This window comes from Siccibacter colletis (genome assembly GCF_025914095.1).
Taxonomy (GTDB): domain Bacteria; phylum Pseudomonadota; class Gammaproteobacteria; order Enterobacterales; family Enterobacteriaceae; genus Siccibacter; species Siccibacter colletis.
Genome location: NZ_CP074352.1, coordinates 1,329,467 through 1,344,381, shown reverse-complemented (window position 1 = coordinate 1,344,381; position 14,915 = coordinate 1,329,467). Strand labels below are relative to the sequence as shown.

The 14,915-nt window shown below is 60.1% G+C and carries 15 protein-coding genes; 11 read left to right on the top strand and 4 right to left on the bottom strand.

The window, feature by feature from the left end; genetic code table 11:
• The first annotated feature begins 131 nt into the window (after positions 1 to 131).
• Positions 132 to 1,784, top strand: coding sequence for a hydroxylamine reductase (gene hcp / locus KFZ77_RS06465; RefSeq protein ID WP_264385778.1), 1,653 nt, complete (start codon positions 132 to 134; stop codon positions 1,782 to 1,784).
• A 10-nt stretch (positions 1,785 to 1,794) separates the two neighbouring features.
• Entirely contained in the window at positions 1,795 to 2,763 is a 969-nt protein-coding gene (gene hcr, locus KFZ77_RS06460; protein ID WP_264385777.1) for an NADH oxidoreductase, read from the top strand.
• A gap of 44 nt (positions 2,764 to 2,807) precedes the next feature.
• Here hcr and KFZ77_RS06455 read toward each other — a convergent pair whose 3' ends face one another.
• A complete protein-coding gene (locus KFZ77_RS06455) occupies positions 2,808 to 3,239 on the bottom strand; it encodes a DoxX family protein (protein WP_264385776.1) in 432 nt (143 codons plus the stop codon).
• 152 nt (positions 3,240 to 3,391) lie between these two features.
• Here KFZ77_RS06455 and poxB point away from each other — a divergent pair, with 152 nt between their 5' ends.
• From poxB to KFZ77_RS06440, 3 genes are all read left to right on the top strand, one after another.
• On the top strand, positions 3,392 to 5,110 hold the full coding sequence (gene poxB / locus KFZ77_RS06450; RefSeq protein ID WP_264385775.1) for a ubiquinone-dependent pyruvate dehydrogenase: 1,719 nt from the start codon (positions 3,392 to 3,394) through the stop codon (positions 5,108 to 5,110).
• 34 nt (positions 5,111 to 5,144) lie between these two features.
• Positions 5,145 to 6,146 (top strand): low-specificity L-threonine aldolase, encoded by a 1,002-nt coding sequence (ltaE, locus tag KFZ77_RS06445; RefSeq protein WP_264385774.1) that lies wholly within the window; start codon positions 5,145 to 5,147, stop codon positions 6,144 to 6,146.
• Between the two features lie 151 nt (positions 6,147 to 6,297).
• The gene (locus tag KFZ77_RS06440; protein WP_264385773.1) at positions 6,298 to 7,311 is read left to right on the top strand and encodes an NAD-dependent epimerase/dehydratase family protein; all 1,014 of its coding nucleotides are present in this window, start codon (positions 6,298 to 6,300) and stop codon (positions 7,309 to 7,311) included.
• Positions 7,312 to 7,761: 450 nt separating this feature from the next.
• Here KFZ77_RS06440 and KFZ77_RS06435 read toward each other — a convergent pair whose 3' ends face one another.
• Together KFZ77_RS06435 and KFZ77_RS06430 are read right to left on the bottom strand one after the other, a co-directional pair.
• Positions 7,762 to 8,592: an N-acetylmuramoyl-L-alanine amidase gene (locus tag KFZ77_RS06435; protein ID WP_264385772.1), complete on the bottom strand. Its 831-nt coding sequence runs from the start codon at positions 8,590 to 8,592 to the stop codon at positions 7,762 to 7,764.
• Complete coding sequence (locus KFZ77_RS06430) at positions 8,589 to 8,912, bottom strand: heavy metal-binding domain-containing protein (protein WP_031525184.1); 324 nt, start codon at positions 8,910 to 8,912, stop codon at positions 8,589 to 8,591. The genes KFZ77_RS06435 and KFZ77_RS06430 overlap by 4 nt, the downstream gene beginning before the upstream one ends.
• 125 nt (positions 8,913 to 9,037) lie before the next feature.
• Between KFZ77_RS06430 and KFZ77_RS06425 the strand changes: the two genes are divergently transcribed.
• The 6 genes from KFZ77_RS06425 to artJ all read left to right on the top strand — a co-directional run bounded on the left by KFZ77_RS06425 (position 9,038) and on the right by artJ (position 13,996).
• Positions 9,038 to 9,571 carry a lipoprotein gene (locus KFZ77_RS06425; RefSeq protein ID WP_031525182.1) on the top strand — a complete coding sequence of 178 codons (534 nt, stop codon included), beginning with the start codon at positions 9,038 to 9,040 and terminating at the stop codon, positions 9,569 to 9,571.
• Positions 9,572 to 9,785: 214 nt separating this feature from the next.
• Entirely contained in the window at positions 9,786 to 10,514 is a 729-nt protein-coding gene (gene artP / locus KFZ77_RS06420; protein ID WP_031525180.1) for an arginine ABC transporter ATP-binding protein ArtP, read from the top strand.
• 19 nt (positions 10,515 to 10,533) lie between these two features.
• On the top strand, positions 10,534 to 11,265 hold the full coding sequence (artI, locus tag KFZ77_RS06415; protein ID WP_264385771.1) for an arginine ABC transporter substrate-binding protein ArtI: 732 nt from the start codon (positions 10,534 to 10,536) through the stop codon (positions 11,263 to 11,265).
• Between the two features lie 8 nt (positions 11,266 to 11,273).
• Positions 11,274 to 11,990 (top strand): arginine ABC transporter permease ArtQ, encoded by a 717-nt coding sequence (artQ, locus tag KFZ77_RS06410; protein ID WP_031525178.1) that lies wholly within the window; start codon positions 11,274 to 11,276, stop codon positions 11,988 to 11,990.
• Complete coding sequence (gene artM, locus KFZ77_RS06405) at positions 11,990 to 12,658, top strand: arginine ABC transporter permease ArtM (protein WP_031525177.1); 669 nt, start codon at positions 11,990 to 11,992, stop codon at positions 12,656 to 12,658. Before artQ ends, artM begins: the two co-directional genes overlap by 1 nt.
• Positions 12,659 to 13,267: 609 nt before the next feature.
• Positions 13,268 to 13,996, top strand: a complete 729-nt coding sequence (artJ, locus tag KFZ77_RS06400; protein WP_031525176.1) for an arginine ABC transporter substrate-binding protein ArtJ — start codon at positions 13,268 to 13,270, stop codon at positions 13,994 to 13,996.
• Positions 13,997 to 14,035: 39 nt separating this feature from the next.
• On the opposite strand, the gene KFZ77_RS06395 is transcribed toward artJ, so the two are convergent.
• Complete coding sequence (locus KFZ77_RS06395) at positions 14,036 to 14,908, bottom strand: helix-turn-helix transcriptional regulator (RefSeq protein WP_031525174.1); 873 nt, start codon at positions 14,906 to 14,908, stop codon at positions 14,036 to 14,038.
• Positions 14,909 to 14,915: the final 7 nt, after the last annotated feature.

The following is a 14,915-nucleotide window of genomic DNA, read 5'->3' as shown; positions in this document are numbered from 1 at the left end:
GGTAGCCCGGCTGCCGCCAAAATTGCGCTAAATCAATTCCGATTTAACTAGCCGGTAAATCCTCTTTTCATCCCCCGGACCCTGCCTTAACCTTAAACATGCATATTAAATACAACTTATAAGGCATCAACATGTTCTGTGTGCAATGTGAACAAACTATTCGTACTCCGGCAGGCGACGGCTGCGCGTATGCGCAGGGCATGTGCGGGAAAACCGCGGAAACCTCAGATCTGCAGGATCTGCTGATCGCTGCGCTGCAGGGGCTGTCAGCCTGGGCGGTGAAGGCGCGTGAGTATGACATCATCGATCACGACGTGGACAGCTTCGCGCCGCGCGCGTTCTTCTCCACCCTCACCAACGTTAACTTCGACTCGACGCGCATCGTTGGCTATGCGCGTCAGGCGATTGCCCTGCGCGAGCAGCTGAAAGCCCGCTGCCTCACGGCTGATGCCAGCGCCCGGGTAGAAAACCCGATGGCAGAACTGCAGCTTATCAGCGACGACCTCGGCGACCTGCAGCGGCAGGCGGCAGCATTTGCCCCCAATATCGATAAAGCGACCATCGGCGACAACATTCTTGGCCTGCGCCTGCTCTGCCTCTACGGCCTGAAGGGCGCAGCGGCCTATATGGAACACGCCCACGTGCTGGGCCAGTATGACAATGACCTTTACGCGCGCTATCACCAGATTATGGCGTGGCTCGGCACCTGGCCGGCAGACATGAATGCGCTGCTGGAGTGCGCGATGGGTATTGGTCAGATGAACTTCAGCGTGATGAGCATTCTTGATGCAGGCGAAACCTCGCTCTACGGCCACCCAACCCCGACACAGGTCAACGTCAAACCGGTGGCGGGAAAGTGCATCCTGATTTCCGGTCACGATCTGAAAGATCTCTACAACCTGCTGCAACAGACCGAGGGCACCGGGGTAAACGTCTACACCCACGGCGAGATGCTGCCGGCGCACGGTTATCCGGAACTGCGCAAGTTTAAACACCTGGTGGGGAACTACGGCAGCGGCTGGCAGAACCAGCAGACCGAGTTCGCCCGCTTCCCCGGCCCGATTGTCATGACCTCCAACTGCATCATTGACCCGCACGTCGGCAGCTACAACGATCGCATCTGGACCCGCAGCATCGTCGGCTGGCCGGGGGTGAATCACCTTGAAGGCGACGACTTCGCCCCGGTGATTACCCAGGCGCAGCAGCTGGGCGGTTTCCCCTGGAGCGAAATTGAGCATCTGATCACCGTCGGCTTCGGGCGTCAGACCCTGCTTGGCGCGGCGGATACCCTGATCGATCTGGTGAGCCGCGAGAAGCTGCGCCACATCTTCCTGGTCGGCGGCTGCGACGGCGCGCGCGGGGAGCGTAGCTACTTCACCGATTTTGCCACCAGCGTGCCGGATGACTGCCTGATCCTGACGCTGGCCTGCGGTAAGTACCGCTTCAACAAGCTGGAGTTTGGCGATATCGAAGGCCTGCCGCGTCTGGTGGATGCCGGACAGTGCAACGACGCCTACTCGGCGATAATCCTCGCGGTGACGCTGGCCGAGAAACTCGGCTGTGGCGTAAACGATCTGCCGCTGAGCCTGGTGCTCTCCTGGTTCGAACAGAAAGCGATCGTCATTCTGCTGACCCTGCTGTCGCTCGGCGTGACCAACATCATTACCGGCCCGACCGCGCCCGGCTTCCTGACCCCGGACCTGCTGGCGATCCTGAATGAGAAGTTCGGCCTGCGTCAGGTCACCACGGTCGAGCAGGACATGCGTGAATTACTGAGCGCGTAAGGAGCAGAACATGACAATGCCAACCCCCCTCTGCCCGTGGCGGATGCAGGTGCACCACATTACCCAGGAGACGCCCGATGTCTGGACGCTGGCGCTGCTGTGCCACGACCAGTACCGCTGGCGTGCCGGGCAGTACGCGCTGGTGAGCATCAATAACAGCCCGGATATCCTGCGCGCCTACACTATTTCCGCCACGCCGGGCATCAGCCCGTTTATCACCCTGACCGTACGGCGCATTGATGACGGCGTGGGCTCTGGCTGGCTGACGCAGCAGGTCAAACGCGGGGATTATCTCTGGCTTTCGGATGCTCAGGGCGACTTCACCTGCGATACGGAAGCGAACGACCGCTTCCTGCTGCTGGCGGCGGGCTGCGGCGTGACGCCGATTATGTCGATGCGCCGCTGGCTGGCAAAACACCGCCCCGCCGCCGACGTAGCCGTGATCTATAACGTGCGCACGCCGCAGGATGTGATTTTCGCCGACGAGTGGCGCGACTACCCGGTGACGCTGATGGCGGAGCAGCAGGCCACCCTCGGTTTTATCGAGGGGCGTATCACGCCGGAGATACTGGCCGCGGTGCCGGACATCGCCGCGCGCACCGTCATGGTCTGCGGCCCGGCGCCCTATATGGACGCGGTTGAACAGCATGTGAAAGCGCTGGGCGTGACGCGCTTCCATAAAGAGAAGTTCTTTACGCCGGTGGCGGCCCCGGTCGCCTCCGGGCTGAAATTTACCACCCTGAGTCCGGCGCGGGAGTTCTATGGCCCGGTGGGCACCACGCTGCTGGAGGCGCTGGAAAGTAATAAGGTAGCGGTTAACGCCGCATGCCGCGCCGGGGTGTGCGGTAGCTGTAAAACGCGGGTGCTTTCCGGAGAGTACACCACCACCAGCACCATGACCCTGACGGAGCGCGAGGTGGCTGACGGCTACGTGCTGGCCTGCTCCTGCCATCCGCAGAGCGATCTGGTCCTGGCGTGATCGTCATTCGGGAAAAAAAGGGCGGTAATCACCGCCCTTTTTTATTATCGCCACGCCCCTTTGCCGAAGGCGTAGCGCCCGGCACCCAGGCAGGCCACTGCCAGCGCGCCGATGAAGAAGTACATCAGATTTTCAATCGCCCAGGCGCCGGTTTTATCCAGCAGCCAGGTTTTTCCAGTGCCCACCATCAGCCAGGCCACCACCATGGTAAACGCCAGTACCAGCGCCGCCGGCCGGGTGACGATACCGAGAATAATCAGGCACGGCGCGACCACTTCCCCCACCAGCACACCGTAGGCAATAAAGCCCGGCAGTCCCTGCGCGGTGAGCATCCCGACGATGCCGTCCACCCCGTCGATAAGCTTGTGTACGCCGTGAAACAGCATCAGCCCGCCGACGGCAAGTCGTAACAAAAGCTTTCCGAAGTCCTCATGGGCGAGCGCCCGGTTAATTGCAGCCAACATCGATGTAACCATCTGATTGATTTCCTTTTTGCCCAGAAAAAAACGCAACGATGCGTCGAAAAAAAGCAGCCTGAAACCCGCATAAACTACGGGGTTAAACGCGGGGCGTCACGGAAATTGGACTAAGCTTGTAAGCGTTATCACAAACAGGGTATGGAGGACCGATGAAACAGACCGTTGCCGCTTATATTGCAAAAACGCTGGAACAGGCCGGGGTGAAACGCATCTGGGGAGTCACCGGCGACTCCCTGAATGGCCTGAGTGACAGCCTGAATCGCATGGGCACCGTTGCGTGGATGCCGACGCGACATGAAGAGGTTGCGGCCTTTGCTGCAGGCGCTGAGGCGCAGCTTACCGGCGAACTGGCGGTTTGCGCCGGCTCCTGTGGGCCGGGCAATCTGCACCTGATTAACGGTCTGTTTGACTGCCATCGCAATCGCGTGCCGGTGGTCGCCATTGCGGCGCACATTCCGTCGAGCGAGATTGGCAGCGGTTATTTCCAGGAGACGCACCCGCAGGAGCTGTTCCGCGAGTGCAGCCACTATTGCGAACTGGTTTCCACCCCGGAACAGATCCCGCAGGTGCTGGCTATCGCCATGCACAAAGCCATTCTTAACCGCGGCGTATCGGTGATTGTCCTGCCGGGTGATGTGGCGTTAAAACCCGCCCCGGAAGAGGCAACCACCAGCTGGTACGCCCCTTCCGCGCCGGTGGTGACCCCTAATGATGAAGAGCTGAAAAAGCTGGCGCAGGTGCTGCGCTACTCCAGCAATATCGCCCTGATGTGCGGCAGCGGCTGCGCCGGCGCGCACGAGGAACTGGTCCAGTTCGCCGCGACGCTGAAAGCGCCCATCGTCCACGCCCTGCGCGGGAAAGAGCACGTTGAGTATGACAACCCGTATGACGTCGGTATGACCGGGCTGATTGGCTTCTCGTCCGGGTATCACACCATGATGAATGCCGACACCCTGCTCCTGCTCGGCACCCAGTTCCCGTATCGTGCTTTCTACCCAACCGATGCAAAGATCATCCAGATCGACATCAATCCCGCCAGCCTCGGCTCGCACAGCAAAGTCGATATGGCGATGGTGGGCGATATCAAAGCCACCCTGCGCGCCCTGCTGCCGCTGCTGGAGGAGAAAACCGACCGTCGCTTCCTCGACAAGGCGCTGGACGATTATCGCGAGGCACGTAAAGGGCTGGACGACCTCGCTAAACCGGGCAAAGAAATTATTCACCCGCAGTATCTGGCGCAGCAGATCAGCCACTATGCCGATGAGGACGCGGTGTTTACCTGCGATGTCGGTACCCCGACCGTCTGGGCGGCGCGCTACCTGAAAATGAACGGCAAGCGTCGTCTTATCGGCTCGTTTAACCACGGCTCAATGGCGAACGCCATGCCGCAGGCGCTGGGCGCGAAAGCTGCCGATCCGTCGCGCCAGGTGATTGCTATGTGCGGCGACGGCGGCTTTAGCATGCTGATGGGGGATTTCCTCACCATCGCGCAGATGAAGCTGCCGGTAAAAATCGTGGTGTTTAACAACAGCACGCTGGGCTTCGTGGCGATGGAGATGAAAGCCGGAGGCTATCTGACCGACGGCACCGAGCTGGGAGAAAATAATTTTGCCCGCATCGCCGAGGCCTGCGGCATTACCGGGATCCGCGTTGAGAAATCAGAGGATCTGGATGCCGCCCTGCAGCGCGCCTTTACCATCGACGGGCCGGTGCTGATCGACGCGGTGGTCGCGAAGGAAGAGCTGGCGATGCCGCCGCAGATCAAGATGGAGCAGGCCAAAGGCTTCAGCCTCTATATGCTGCGCGCCATCATCAACGGGCGCGGCGATGAGGTGATGGAGCTGGCGAAAACCAACTGGTTCAGGTAAATAAGGAGCAAACCCACTCACGACAGGAACGCCCGTGATCGATTTGCGCAGTGATACCGTAACCCGCCCGAGTGCGGCGATGAAAGCGGCAATGATGGATGCCCCGGTTGGGGACGATGTGTATGGTGACGACCCGACGGTCAATGCGCTGCAGGAGTACGCTGCAGCGCTGGCCGGCAAAGAGGCGGCGCTGTTTTTACCTACCGGCACCCAGGCCAATCTGGTGGCGTTGCTCAGCCACTGCGAACGCGGGGAAGAGTACATTGTGGGTCAGCTGGCCCACAACTATCTCTACGAAGCCGGCGGCGCGGCGGTGCTGGGCAGTATCCAGCCGCAGCCGATTGAAGCCAGCCGTGACGGCACCCTGCCGCTTGATAAGGTGGCGGAGAAGATCAAGCCCGACGATATTCACTTCGCCCGCACCCGCCTGCTCAGCCTCGAAAACACCCATAACGGCAAAGTGCTGCCGCAGGGCTACCTGCGCCAGGCGTGGGAGTTCACCCGGGAACGTGGGCTGGGGCTGCACGTTGACGGAGCGCGCATCTTTAATGCGGTGGTGGAGTACGGCTGCTCGCTGAAAGAGGTGGTCCAGTACTGCGACACCTTCACCATCTGCCTGTCGAAAGGGCTGGGTACGCCGGTGGGCTCGCTGCTGGTGGGTAGCGCGGCGTATATCCGTCGCGCCAACCGCTGGCGCAAGATGACCGGCGGCGGTATGCGCCAGGCGGGCATGCTGGCGGCTGCCGGGCAGTACGCGCTGGAGCACAACGTTCAGCGCCTGAAAGACGACCACGACAACGCCGCCTGGCTGGCCGCGCAACTGCGCGAGATCGGTGCCGACGTGATGCGTCAGGACACCAACATGGTGTTCGTGCGCGCCCCGGAAGGAGCCGCTGGCGCACTGGGCGAGCATATGAAGGCAGCAGGCGTGCTGATCAACGCCTCGCCGGTGGTGCGTCTGGTGACTCACCTCGACGTCAGCCGTGCGCAGCTTGAACAGGTCGTTGCCCACTGGCAGCGCTTTCTGACGCGCTGAGTGCTGCCTCATAGCGCGCTTCGGGCGCGCTATTCCCCTTCCTGCCGCTTTCCCGGCACGGTTTATTCTCTTTAGCCCTCCCCACCCATTGCATCCGCATTGATTTCACGAAAGAATGCGCAGCGACATGTCACCACCACAGCGGGTTGTTATGAAGGTACTGGTAACGGGTGCCACCAGCGGCTTAGGCCGGAACGCAGTCGAGTATTTGTTAAAGCGCGGGGTCCGCGTGCGCGCCACCGGGCGCAACGAAGCCATGGGCCGCCTGCTGCAAAAAATGGGTGCGGAGTTTATTCCTGCGGATCTTACCGAGCTGGTGTCATCCCAGGCGAAGGTGCTGCTGGCGGATATCGACACGCTGTGGCACTGCTCCAGCCTGACGTCGCCCTGGGGCAAGCAGGAGGCGTTCGACCTCGCGAACGTGCGCGCCACCCGCCGCCTCGGCGAGTGGGCCGTGGCCTGGGGGGTGCGCAACGTGGTGCATATCTCGTCGCCCTCGCTCTATTTTGATTTCCATCACCATCGCGATATCGACGAAAACTTTCGTCCGCCGCGCTTCGCCAATGAGTTCGCTCGCAGCAAAGCCGCCAGCGAAGAGGTGATCGGTCTGCTGGCGCAGGCCAACCCTAATACCCGCTTCACCATTCTGCGTCCGCAAAGCCTGTTCGGGCAGCACGATACGGTGTTTTTCCCGCGCCTGATGCACCTGATGCGTCACTACGGCAACGTGCCGCTGCCGCGCGGCGGCGAGGCGGTGGTGGACATGACCTACCATGAGAACGCGGTGCACGCCATGTGGCTGGCCAGCTCCAGCGCCTGCGACGCGCTGCCTTCCGGCCGGGCCTATAACATCACCAACGGCGAGCCGCGCCCGCTGCGCACCATCGTGCAGAAGCTGATCGACGAGCTGGAGATGCCCTGCCGCATTCGCTCCGTGCCCTACCCAATGCTGGATATGATAGCGCGCAGCATGGAGCGGCTGGCGAATAAGTCTGACAAGGAGCCGGTGCTGACGCATTTCAGCGTCTCGAAGCTGCATTTTGATTTTACGCTGGACATCACCCGCGCCCGGACAGAGCTGGGCTACGAACCGGTGATATCGCTCGACGAAGGCATCGAGCGCACCGCGCTATGGCTGCGCGATCACGGCACCTGGCACTGCTAGCCAATTGCGGATGCGCGGTAAACGGTGGGTGCACTTCGTTTACCCACCCTACAAAATTCTGCCATCCCGTAGGGTAGGTAAGCGCAGCGCACCCACCACAAAACCAAATAACCCATGCCAGAGAGATGGCCCCGTCCGGCATCAAAACCGCCGCGGCGCAGGCGTTGAGTCCGGGCTGGCGGTCGGGAACCGCCAGAGGGCGCGAGCCCCGGGATGGGGTATCGCGCCCGACCGGAAGCGAAACGCCGGAGGCAAGGGCAGCCCGTAGGGCCGGTTTTACTGGCCGGGAGCCGGGATGGTGAAGGGGGTGGCGGCGAACCCCCTTCACCCGTTCACGTGCGGCGGCATTCCCATGTAAGCGCGGTGCCCCGGTGAACGGAACCCTTGCCGAATTCACATAGACGTGATGTAAAAACGGCGAATGCGCGGTAAACGGTGGGCGCCCCCCGTTCACCCCTGCCCATACTTCTCCAGCAACGCATTCGCGATAGCCAGACTTTCGGCATCGGCAATTCCGTTCCACAGCGCCGGGCGGAAATGCATCTGGAACACCTGAATCACCCGCTTTTGCTGGGCCGGGGTCATCTCCGGCGTGACCGGATAGCCATAGCGCGCCAACGCATCCAGCAGCAGCGCGCTGTCTACCGGCGCAAACGGGTCGCGGCCATTCAGGTAGAACGCCACCCGCGGCGCATCAGGCCAGGCGCCAATGCCCTGGGCAGCCAGCTGCTGCCACGGGAACAGCGGGCCGGGGTCATCCTTGCGCTGCGGTGCGATGTCCGCGTGGGCCACCACGTTTTGCGGTTTGATGTCGTAGCGGGTAATGATGTCGCGGGCCAGCTTCGCCAGCACCTGAATCTGCGCCGGGTTGAACGGTGCAAACTGCTTCGCGCCGTTGACCTTGATCCAGCCACGGTTCTCCAGCTCAATACCAATTGAGGTGTCATTGATGCGGCTCGCCCCGCGCCAGAAACTGGCCCCGGCATGCCAGGCCAGCTCCCGCTCCGGTACCAGCTGCCAGATAAGCGGTTTTCCGCCCGACTGCGGCGGGTTGTCAGGGATCAGATAGTGGGAACTGACGTGCTTATCGGTGAGGGTCGCCAGCGAGGTGTCGAAGTCGTCGGCGGTATAGTGAATCACCAGCACCTTCACGCGCGGATACGCCGCCTGCGCCTGGCGGCGGGTATCCACTTTATAGTCGCCCTTATCAACGATGCCCTTTTCACCCGCGCACCCGGCCAGCAGAGCCACCAGCGCGCACAGCCACAGCAGGCGCTTCATCGGCGGGTTTTCACCGCGGTACCGGTGACGCTCACCATCAGCATGCTGCTCTCTTTGCCGACGGTTTCGTAGTCGATATCAATGCCGACCACCGCATCGGCGCCGAGGGCTTTTGCCTGATCGCCCAGCTCGCGAAACGCGATTTCACGCGCCTTACGCAGCTCCTTTTCATAGGCGCCGGAGCGGCCACCGACGATGTCGCGAATGCCGGCAAAGAAATCACGGAAGATGTTTGCCCCGAGAATCGCTTCCCCGGTGACAACGCCGCAGTACTCAACAATCACCTGCCCTTCGAGCGTTGGGGTGGTAGAAAATTGCATAAAACCTTCTCCTTCTTTGGCTATCAATGCGTTAGCGCACAATATCACAGCCATATTCCTGTGCTATACGCTATGCTGAAAAAGTCCTCTGACAAGAACCGTAGTAGACAAATAAGGAAATAAAAATGCGCCACTTCGCGAAGACTTTACTTTTACCCTGCGCGCTGGCTCTCAGCGCCTGTACCACTGTGACGCCTGCCTTTAAGGATATCGGCACCCGCAGCGGTCCATGCGTGGACGGCGGCCCGGACAGCGTGGCACAGCAATTTTATGACTACCGTATCGAGCATCGCGGCCAGAACGCGGGCGATGTCGCGGCGCTGCGCCCTTATCTCAGCGACTCCCTGTGGCAGACGCTGCAGAAAGCGCAGCAGACGCATCCTGAGCAGGCGGTATTCCTGAAAGGCGATATCTTCTCCAGCCGCACCACCACCGCCGATAACGCCGTGGTTGCCAGCAGCTCGCGCATCCCGAACACCGACGCGCGTAACATTCCGCTGCGCGTTGAACTGTCTCAGGGCGAACAGCGCTGGCAGGATGAAGTGCTGATGATCCGGGAAGGCCAGTGCTGGGTAGTGGACGATGTGCGCTACCTCGGCGATGCCACCCATGCGCCCGCCGGCACCCTGCGTCAGTCGCTGGAAAAACGCGGTAGCTAAGCAAAGCGCCGCAGCGGAAGAGGGTAACCCCCGTAAATAGTCTGGCATTTACCTTCATATGCCGATATTTATTCTTACCTCCCTTCCGCTGCACTATTTTGTGCTAAGTTTAAGAGCTGACAGGCGTTGTTTTTAGGTTTTGACGCAGAAATATTGCATAACTATTCTGCCAACGTTACTATTTGCGGCCTCAATAGCTATTCGACTGTTTCGCATGAGTATTCAATTAAACGGCATTAACTGCTTCTACGGCGCGCATCAGGCGCTGTTTGATATCAACCTCGAATGCCCTCAGGGCGAAACGCTGGTGCTGCTTGGTCCGAGCGGCGCGGGTAAAAGCTCCCTGCTGCGGGTACTCAACCTGCTGGAGATGCCGCGCTCCGGTACGCTGGGCATCGCCGGTACCCGGTTCGACTTTGCAAAAGCCCCCTCCGACAGCGCGATCCGCGAGCTGCGCCAGAACGTCGGTATGGTGTTTCAGCAGTACAATCTCTGGCCGCACCTGACGGTGCTGCAAAACCTTATCGAAGCGCCCTGCCGTGTACTCGGCCTGACGAAAGACGCGGCGCGCGAGCGTGCCGGCAAGCTGCTGGAGCGCCTGCGCCTGACGCCGTTCAGCGACCGCTTCCCGCTGCACCTTTCCGGTGGCCAGCAGCAGCGCGTGGCGATTGCCCGCGCCCTGATGATGGAGCCGCAGGTTCTGCTGTTCGATGAGCCAACCGCGGCACTGGATCCTGAAATCACCGCCCAGGTGGTGAGCATTATTCGCGAACTTTCGCAAACCGGTATTACCCAGGTCATCGTGACACATGAAGTGGAAGTGGCGCGCAAAACCGCGAGCCGCGTGGTGTATATGGAAAACGGCCATATCGTTGAACAGGGTTCCGCGAGCTGCTTTGCCAGCCCGCAGACCGACGCGTTTAAAAACTACTTATCTCACTGATGTCTATCGGGAAATGACAATGAAAAAAATTCTGATTGCCGCGCTGCTTGCCAGCGTCAGCCTGTCCGCTACCGCCGCGCAGACCATCCGTTTTGCCACCGAGGCTTCCTACCCTCCGTTTGAATCGATGGACGCCAACAATAAAATCGTCGGCTTCGACGTGGATCTGGCTAACGCGCTGTGTAAAGAGATCGACGCTACCTGCACCTTCACCAATCAGGCGTTCGACAGCCTGATCCCGAGCCTGAAATTCCGCCGTTTCGATGCGGTGATGGCCGGCATGGACATCACGCCGGAGCGTGAAAAACAGGTGCTGTTCTCCAAGCCTTACTACGACAACTCAGCGCTGTTCATCGGCCAGAAAGGCAAGTTCACCAGCATCGAGGCGCTGAAAGGCAAGAAAGTGGGCGTGCAGAACGGGACGACCCATCAGAAATTCATTACCGATAAGCACCCGGAAATCACCACCGTCTCCTACGACAGCTACCAGAACGCGCGTCTCGACCTGCAGAATGGCCGTATCGATGCCGTGTTTGGCGACACCGCCGTGGTCACCGAGTGGCTGAAAGCTAACGACAAGCTGGCCGCTGTGGGCGATAAAGTCACTGACAAAGCCTACTTCGGTACCGGCCTCGGCATCGCCGTGCGTCAGGGCAACACCGATCTGCAGCAGAAGTTCAACACCGCGCTGGAGAAGGTAAAACAGGACGGCACTTACGATGCCATCTACAAAAAATGGTTCCAGAAGTAAGCGCCTGAATGAACGATATGTTTCCCTTAGCAAGCGCCGCCGGGATGACCGTCGGCCTTGCCGTTTGTGCACTGGTCATCGGGCTGGCGCTGGCGATGCTGTTTGCCGTCTGGGAGTCTGCAAAATGGCGCCCGGTCGCCTGGCTCGGCACCGGTATCGTCACATTGCTACGCGGCCTGCCGGAAATTCTGGTAGTGCTGTTTATCTATTTTGGCGCATCGCAGCTGCTGCTCCTGCTCTCTGACGGCTTCAGCATTAATCTCGGCGTTATTCAGATCCCGGTGCAGATGCAGATCGACAACTTCGACGTCAGCCCGTTTCTGTGCGGGGTGATTGCGCTGTCGCTGCTCTATGCCGCCTACGCGTCCCAGACTCTGCGCGGCGCGCTTAAAGCCGTGCCGCTCGGCCAGTGGGAATCCGGCCAGGCGCTGGGCCTGTCGAAAACGGTGATTTTTTTCCGCCTGGTGATGCCCCAGATGTGGCGTCATGCCCTGCCGGGGCTGGGCAATCAGTGGCTGGTGCTGCTGAAAGATACCGCGCTGGTCTCGCTTATCAGCGTTAACGACCTGATGTTGCAGACCCGCAGCATCGCGACCCGCACCCAGGAGCCGTTTACCTGGTACATTATCGCGGCGGCGATTTACCTGGTGATCACCCTGCTCAGCCAGTACGTCCTGAAACGCATTGACCAGCGCGCCACGCGTTTTGAACGGAGACCCGGCTGATGCTCGACTATTTACCCGAACTGCTGAAAGGCCTCCATACCAGCCTGACGTTGACCGCTGCGTCTATTGCCGTGGCGCTGGTGCTGTCGCTGCTGTTCACCATTGTGCTGACCCTGAAAACGCCGGTGCTGGTGTGGATTGTGCGCGGTTACATTACGCTGTTTACCGGTACGCCGCTGCTGGTGCAGATCTTCCTTATCTATTACGGTCCGGGGCAGTTCCCGGCGCTGCAGCAGGTGCCGTGGCTGTGGAGTTTGCTCTCTGAGCCCTGGCTGTGTGCGCTGATTGCGCTCTCGCTGAACAGCGCGGCCTATACCACCCAGCTGTTTTACGGCGCGATCCGCGCCATCCCGGAAGGGCAGTGGCAGTCGTGCGGCGCACTGGGTATGAGCAAGAAGGATACGCTGGCGATCCTGCTGCCTTACGCCTTCAAGCGCGCGCTCTCCTCCTACTCCAACGAAGTGGTGCTGGTGTTCAAAAGTACCTCGCTGGCCTACACCATCACGCTGATGGAAGTGATGGGCCACGGGCAACTGCTCTACGGACGCACCTACGACGTGATGGTGTTCGGTGCCGCCGGGTTGATCTATCTGGTGGTCAACGGTCTGCTGACGCTGATGATGCGCCTGATCGAGCGCCGCGCGCTGGCATTCGAACACCGCAGTTAATCCCCCTGAAGATGCGCACCTGCTCACTGGCGGGTGCGCTGTAAACGGTGGGTGGGTGGTAAACGGTGGGTGCACTTCGTTTACCCACCCTACAAACTTCCGCCATCCCGTAGGGTGGGTAAGCAACGCGCACCCACCATGAACGCATAAGCCGAGGCGTGGCCTTATCCGGCATCAAAACCGCCGCGCCGCAGGCGTTGAGTCCGGGCTGGCGGTCGGGAACCGCCAGAGGGCGCGAGCCCCGGGATGGGGTATCGCGCCCGACCGGAAGCGAAACGCCGGAGGCAAGGGTAGCCCGCAGGGCCGGTTTTACTGGCCGGGAGCCGGGATGGTGAAGGGGGTGGCGGCGAACCCCCTTCACCCGTTCACGAACGGCTGTGTTTGCATGTGAGCGCGGTGCCACAGTGAACGGAACCTTCACCGCAATCCCATAGACTTCATGCCCTAACGGTGGGTGCACTGCGTTTACCCACCCTAAAAACCCACCCTGACACTGCCACAAAACATATATTTATACATTTTTATTGAATATAAATTCACTTAATGGCAAAGTCACTCCCACGCAACAGCACATCTATAATAACAAAATTGACAGACGGGAGTTCAGAAATGAAAAAGTTATTACTGGTCGCTTTACTCGCCAGCGCCTTCAGCGCCACGGCTGCAGAAAAAATCAGCTTTGCGTCATCCGCGACCTATCCGCCGTTCGAATCCCTGGATGCCAACAATCAGATCGTCGGTTTTGATATCGATCTGGCGAAAGCGTTATGCAAACAGATGCAGGCCGAGTGCACCTTTACCAACCAGGCATTCGACAGCCTGATCCCGGCCCTGAAATTCAAAAAATATGACGCGGTGATCTCGGGTATGGACATCACCCCGGAGCGCAGCAAGCAGGTGGCGTTCAGCGCCCCCTATTACGCCAACTCGGCGGTGGTGATCGCCAAAAAAGGCGCGTTCAGCTCCTTCGACCAGCTGAAAGGCAAGCGCATCGGCATGGAAAACGGCACCACGCACCAGAAATACCTTCAGGACAAGCATCCGGAAGTGAAAACCGTCGCCTATGACAGCTACCAGAATGCGATTATCGATCTGAAAAATGGCCGTCTCGATGGCGTGTTCGGCGACACCGCCGTGGTGAATGAGTGGCTGAAAACCAACCCGCAGCTGGGGACCGCCACCGATAAAGTGACCGATCCGCAGTACTTCGGCACCGGCCTCGGCATTGCCGTGCGCCCGGATAACATTGCGCTGTTGAAAAAACTGAATGATGCACTGGAAGCCATCAAAGCTGACGGTACCTATCAGAAAATCAACGACCAGTGGTTCCCGCAGTAATCGCTTTTCCGGCGGCGCGCCCGGCGTGCCGCCCCGCTGTTACCCCTTCCCCGTTACCTCCTCCCCCGACAGCTGCTTGCGGTACTGCAGCGGCGTTTCCCCTATTCGTTTCTTAAAGCAGCTAATGAAGTAGGTGGTATCCGAGAAGCCAACGCGTTGCGCGATGTCGCTGATGCTTAAGGCATGGTGGCGCAGCAGCTCGCAGGCTTTTCGCAGGCGAAAGCTGGTGAGGTAGTCGTGGATCTGCTCCCCGGTCTCCTGCTGAAAGCGCCGCGACAGGTAGCTCGCCGAGCGATTCAGCTCGTTAGCCATCTCGGCCAGCCTGAATTTGCGCCCGTAGTGCTCCTCGACCCAGAACATCACCTGGGTTGACAGCGCAGCGCTGGTGCGCGGCGGCCGGGAGGCGCTCTCCGGCATAAAGCGCAGCAGCTGCAGCATAAAGCAGACGACATCCTCATGGTCGCACTGACCGCGATTGAGCAGTGGCTCGTAGTCGGCAAAAAAGTGGTCGAGGTGCGGGTGGCTGTCAGCCAGATCGTACACCTGCGCCCGGCTGCCGCGCTGGCTCAGGGCCGCGAACCGCGCCTGACGGCGGGCAAACGGAGCCAGCAGACGATCCACCGCCCAGGGATCGAGATGGATCACCGTGCGCCGGTAGCTATCGCGCACGCTCTCCTCCACCATCACCTTATGCAGCGACAGCGGCGGAAACAGAAACAGCCGGCCCGGCCGCATGGTGTAGTGCTGGTTATCCACGATCACCACCCCGTAGCCCTCTTCCACATACAGCAGCTCCATACATTGATGCCAGTGATGGTAGCGAATCGAATTAGCGTACAGGCGACTGAACGACAGAATGGTGTCATTCAGGGGGATCAGCTCCAGCAGGGATTTTTCGCAGTCGTTTTTCACAGGACAA

Excerpts from the sequence above, each read along its gene's own strand:
- hcr (WP_264385777.1), top strand. The coding sequence starts at position 1,795 with ATGACAATGCCAACCCCCCTCTGCCCGTGGCGGATGCAGGTGCACCAC.
- KFZ77_RS06435 (WP_264385772.1), bottom strand. The coding sequence starts at position 8,592 with ATGAAGCGCCTGCTGTGGCTGTGCGCGCTGGTGGCTCTGCTGGCCGGG.
- KFZ77_RS06430 (WP_031525184.1), bottom strand. The coding sequence starts at position 8,912 with ATGCAATTTTCTACCACCCCAACGCTCGAAGGGCAGGTGATTGTTGAG.
- artI (WP_264385771.1), top strand. The coding sequence starts at position 10,534 with ATGAAAAAAATTCTGATTGCCGCGCTGCTTGCCAGCGTCAGCCTGTCC.
- hcp (WP_264385778.1), top strand. The coding sequence starts at position 132 with ATGTTCTGTGTGCAATGTGAACAAACTATTCGTACTCCGGCAGGCGAC.
- KFZ77_RS06455 (WP_264385776.1), bottom strand. The coding sequence starts at position 3,239 with ATGGTTACATCGATGTTGGCTGCAATTAACCGGGCGCTCGCCCATGAG.
- KFZ77_RS06425 (WP_031525182.1), top strand. The coding sequence starts at position 9,038 with ATGCGCCACTTCGCGAAGACTTTACTTTTACCCTGCGCGCTGGCTCTC.
- KFZ77_RS06440 (WP_264385773.1), top strand. The coding sequence starts at position 6,298 with ATGAAGGTACTGGTAACGGGTGCCACCAGCGGCTTAGGCCGGAACGCA.
- poxB (WP_264385775.1), top strand. The coding sequence starts at position 3,392 with ATGAAACAGACCGTTGCCGCTTATATTGCAAAAACGCTGGAACAGGCC.
- artJ (WP_031525176.1), top strand. The coding sequence starts at position 13,268 with ATGAAAAAGTTATTACTGGTCGCTTTACTCGCCAGCGCCTTCAGCGCC.
- artQ (WP_031525178.1), top strand. The coding sequence starts at position 11,274 with ATGAACGATATGTTTCCCTTAGCAAGCGCCGCCGGGATGACCGTCGGC.
- artM (WP_031525177.1), top strand. The coding sequence starts at position 11,990 with ATGCTCGACTATTTACCCGAACTGCTGAAAGGCCTCCATACCAGCCTG.
- artP (WP_031525180.1), top strand. The coding sequence starts at position 9,786 with ATGAGTATTCAATTAAACGGCATTAACTGCTTCTACGGCGCGCATCAG.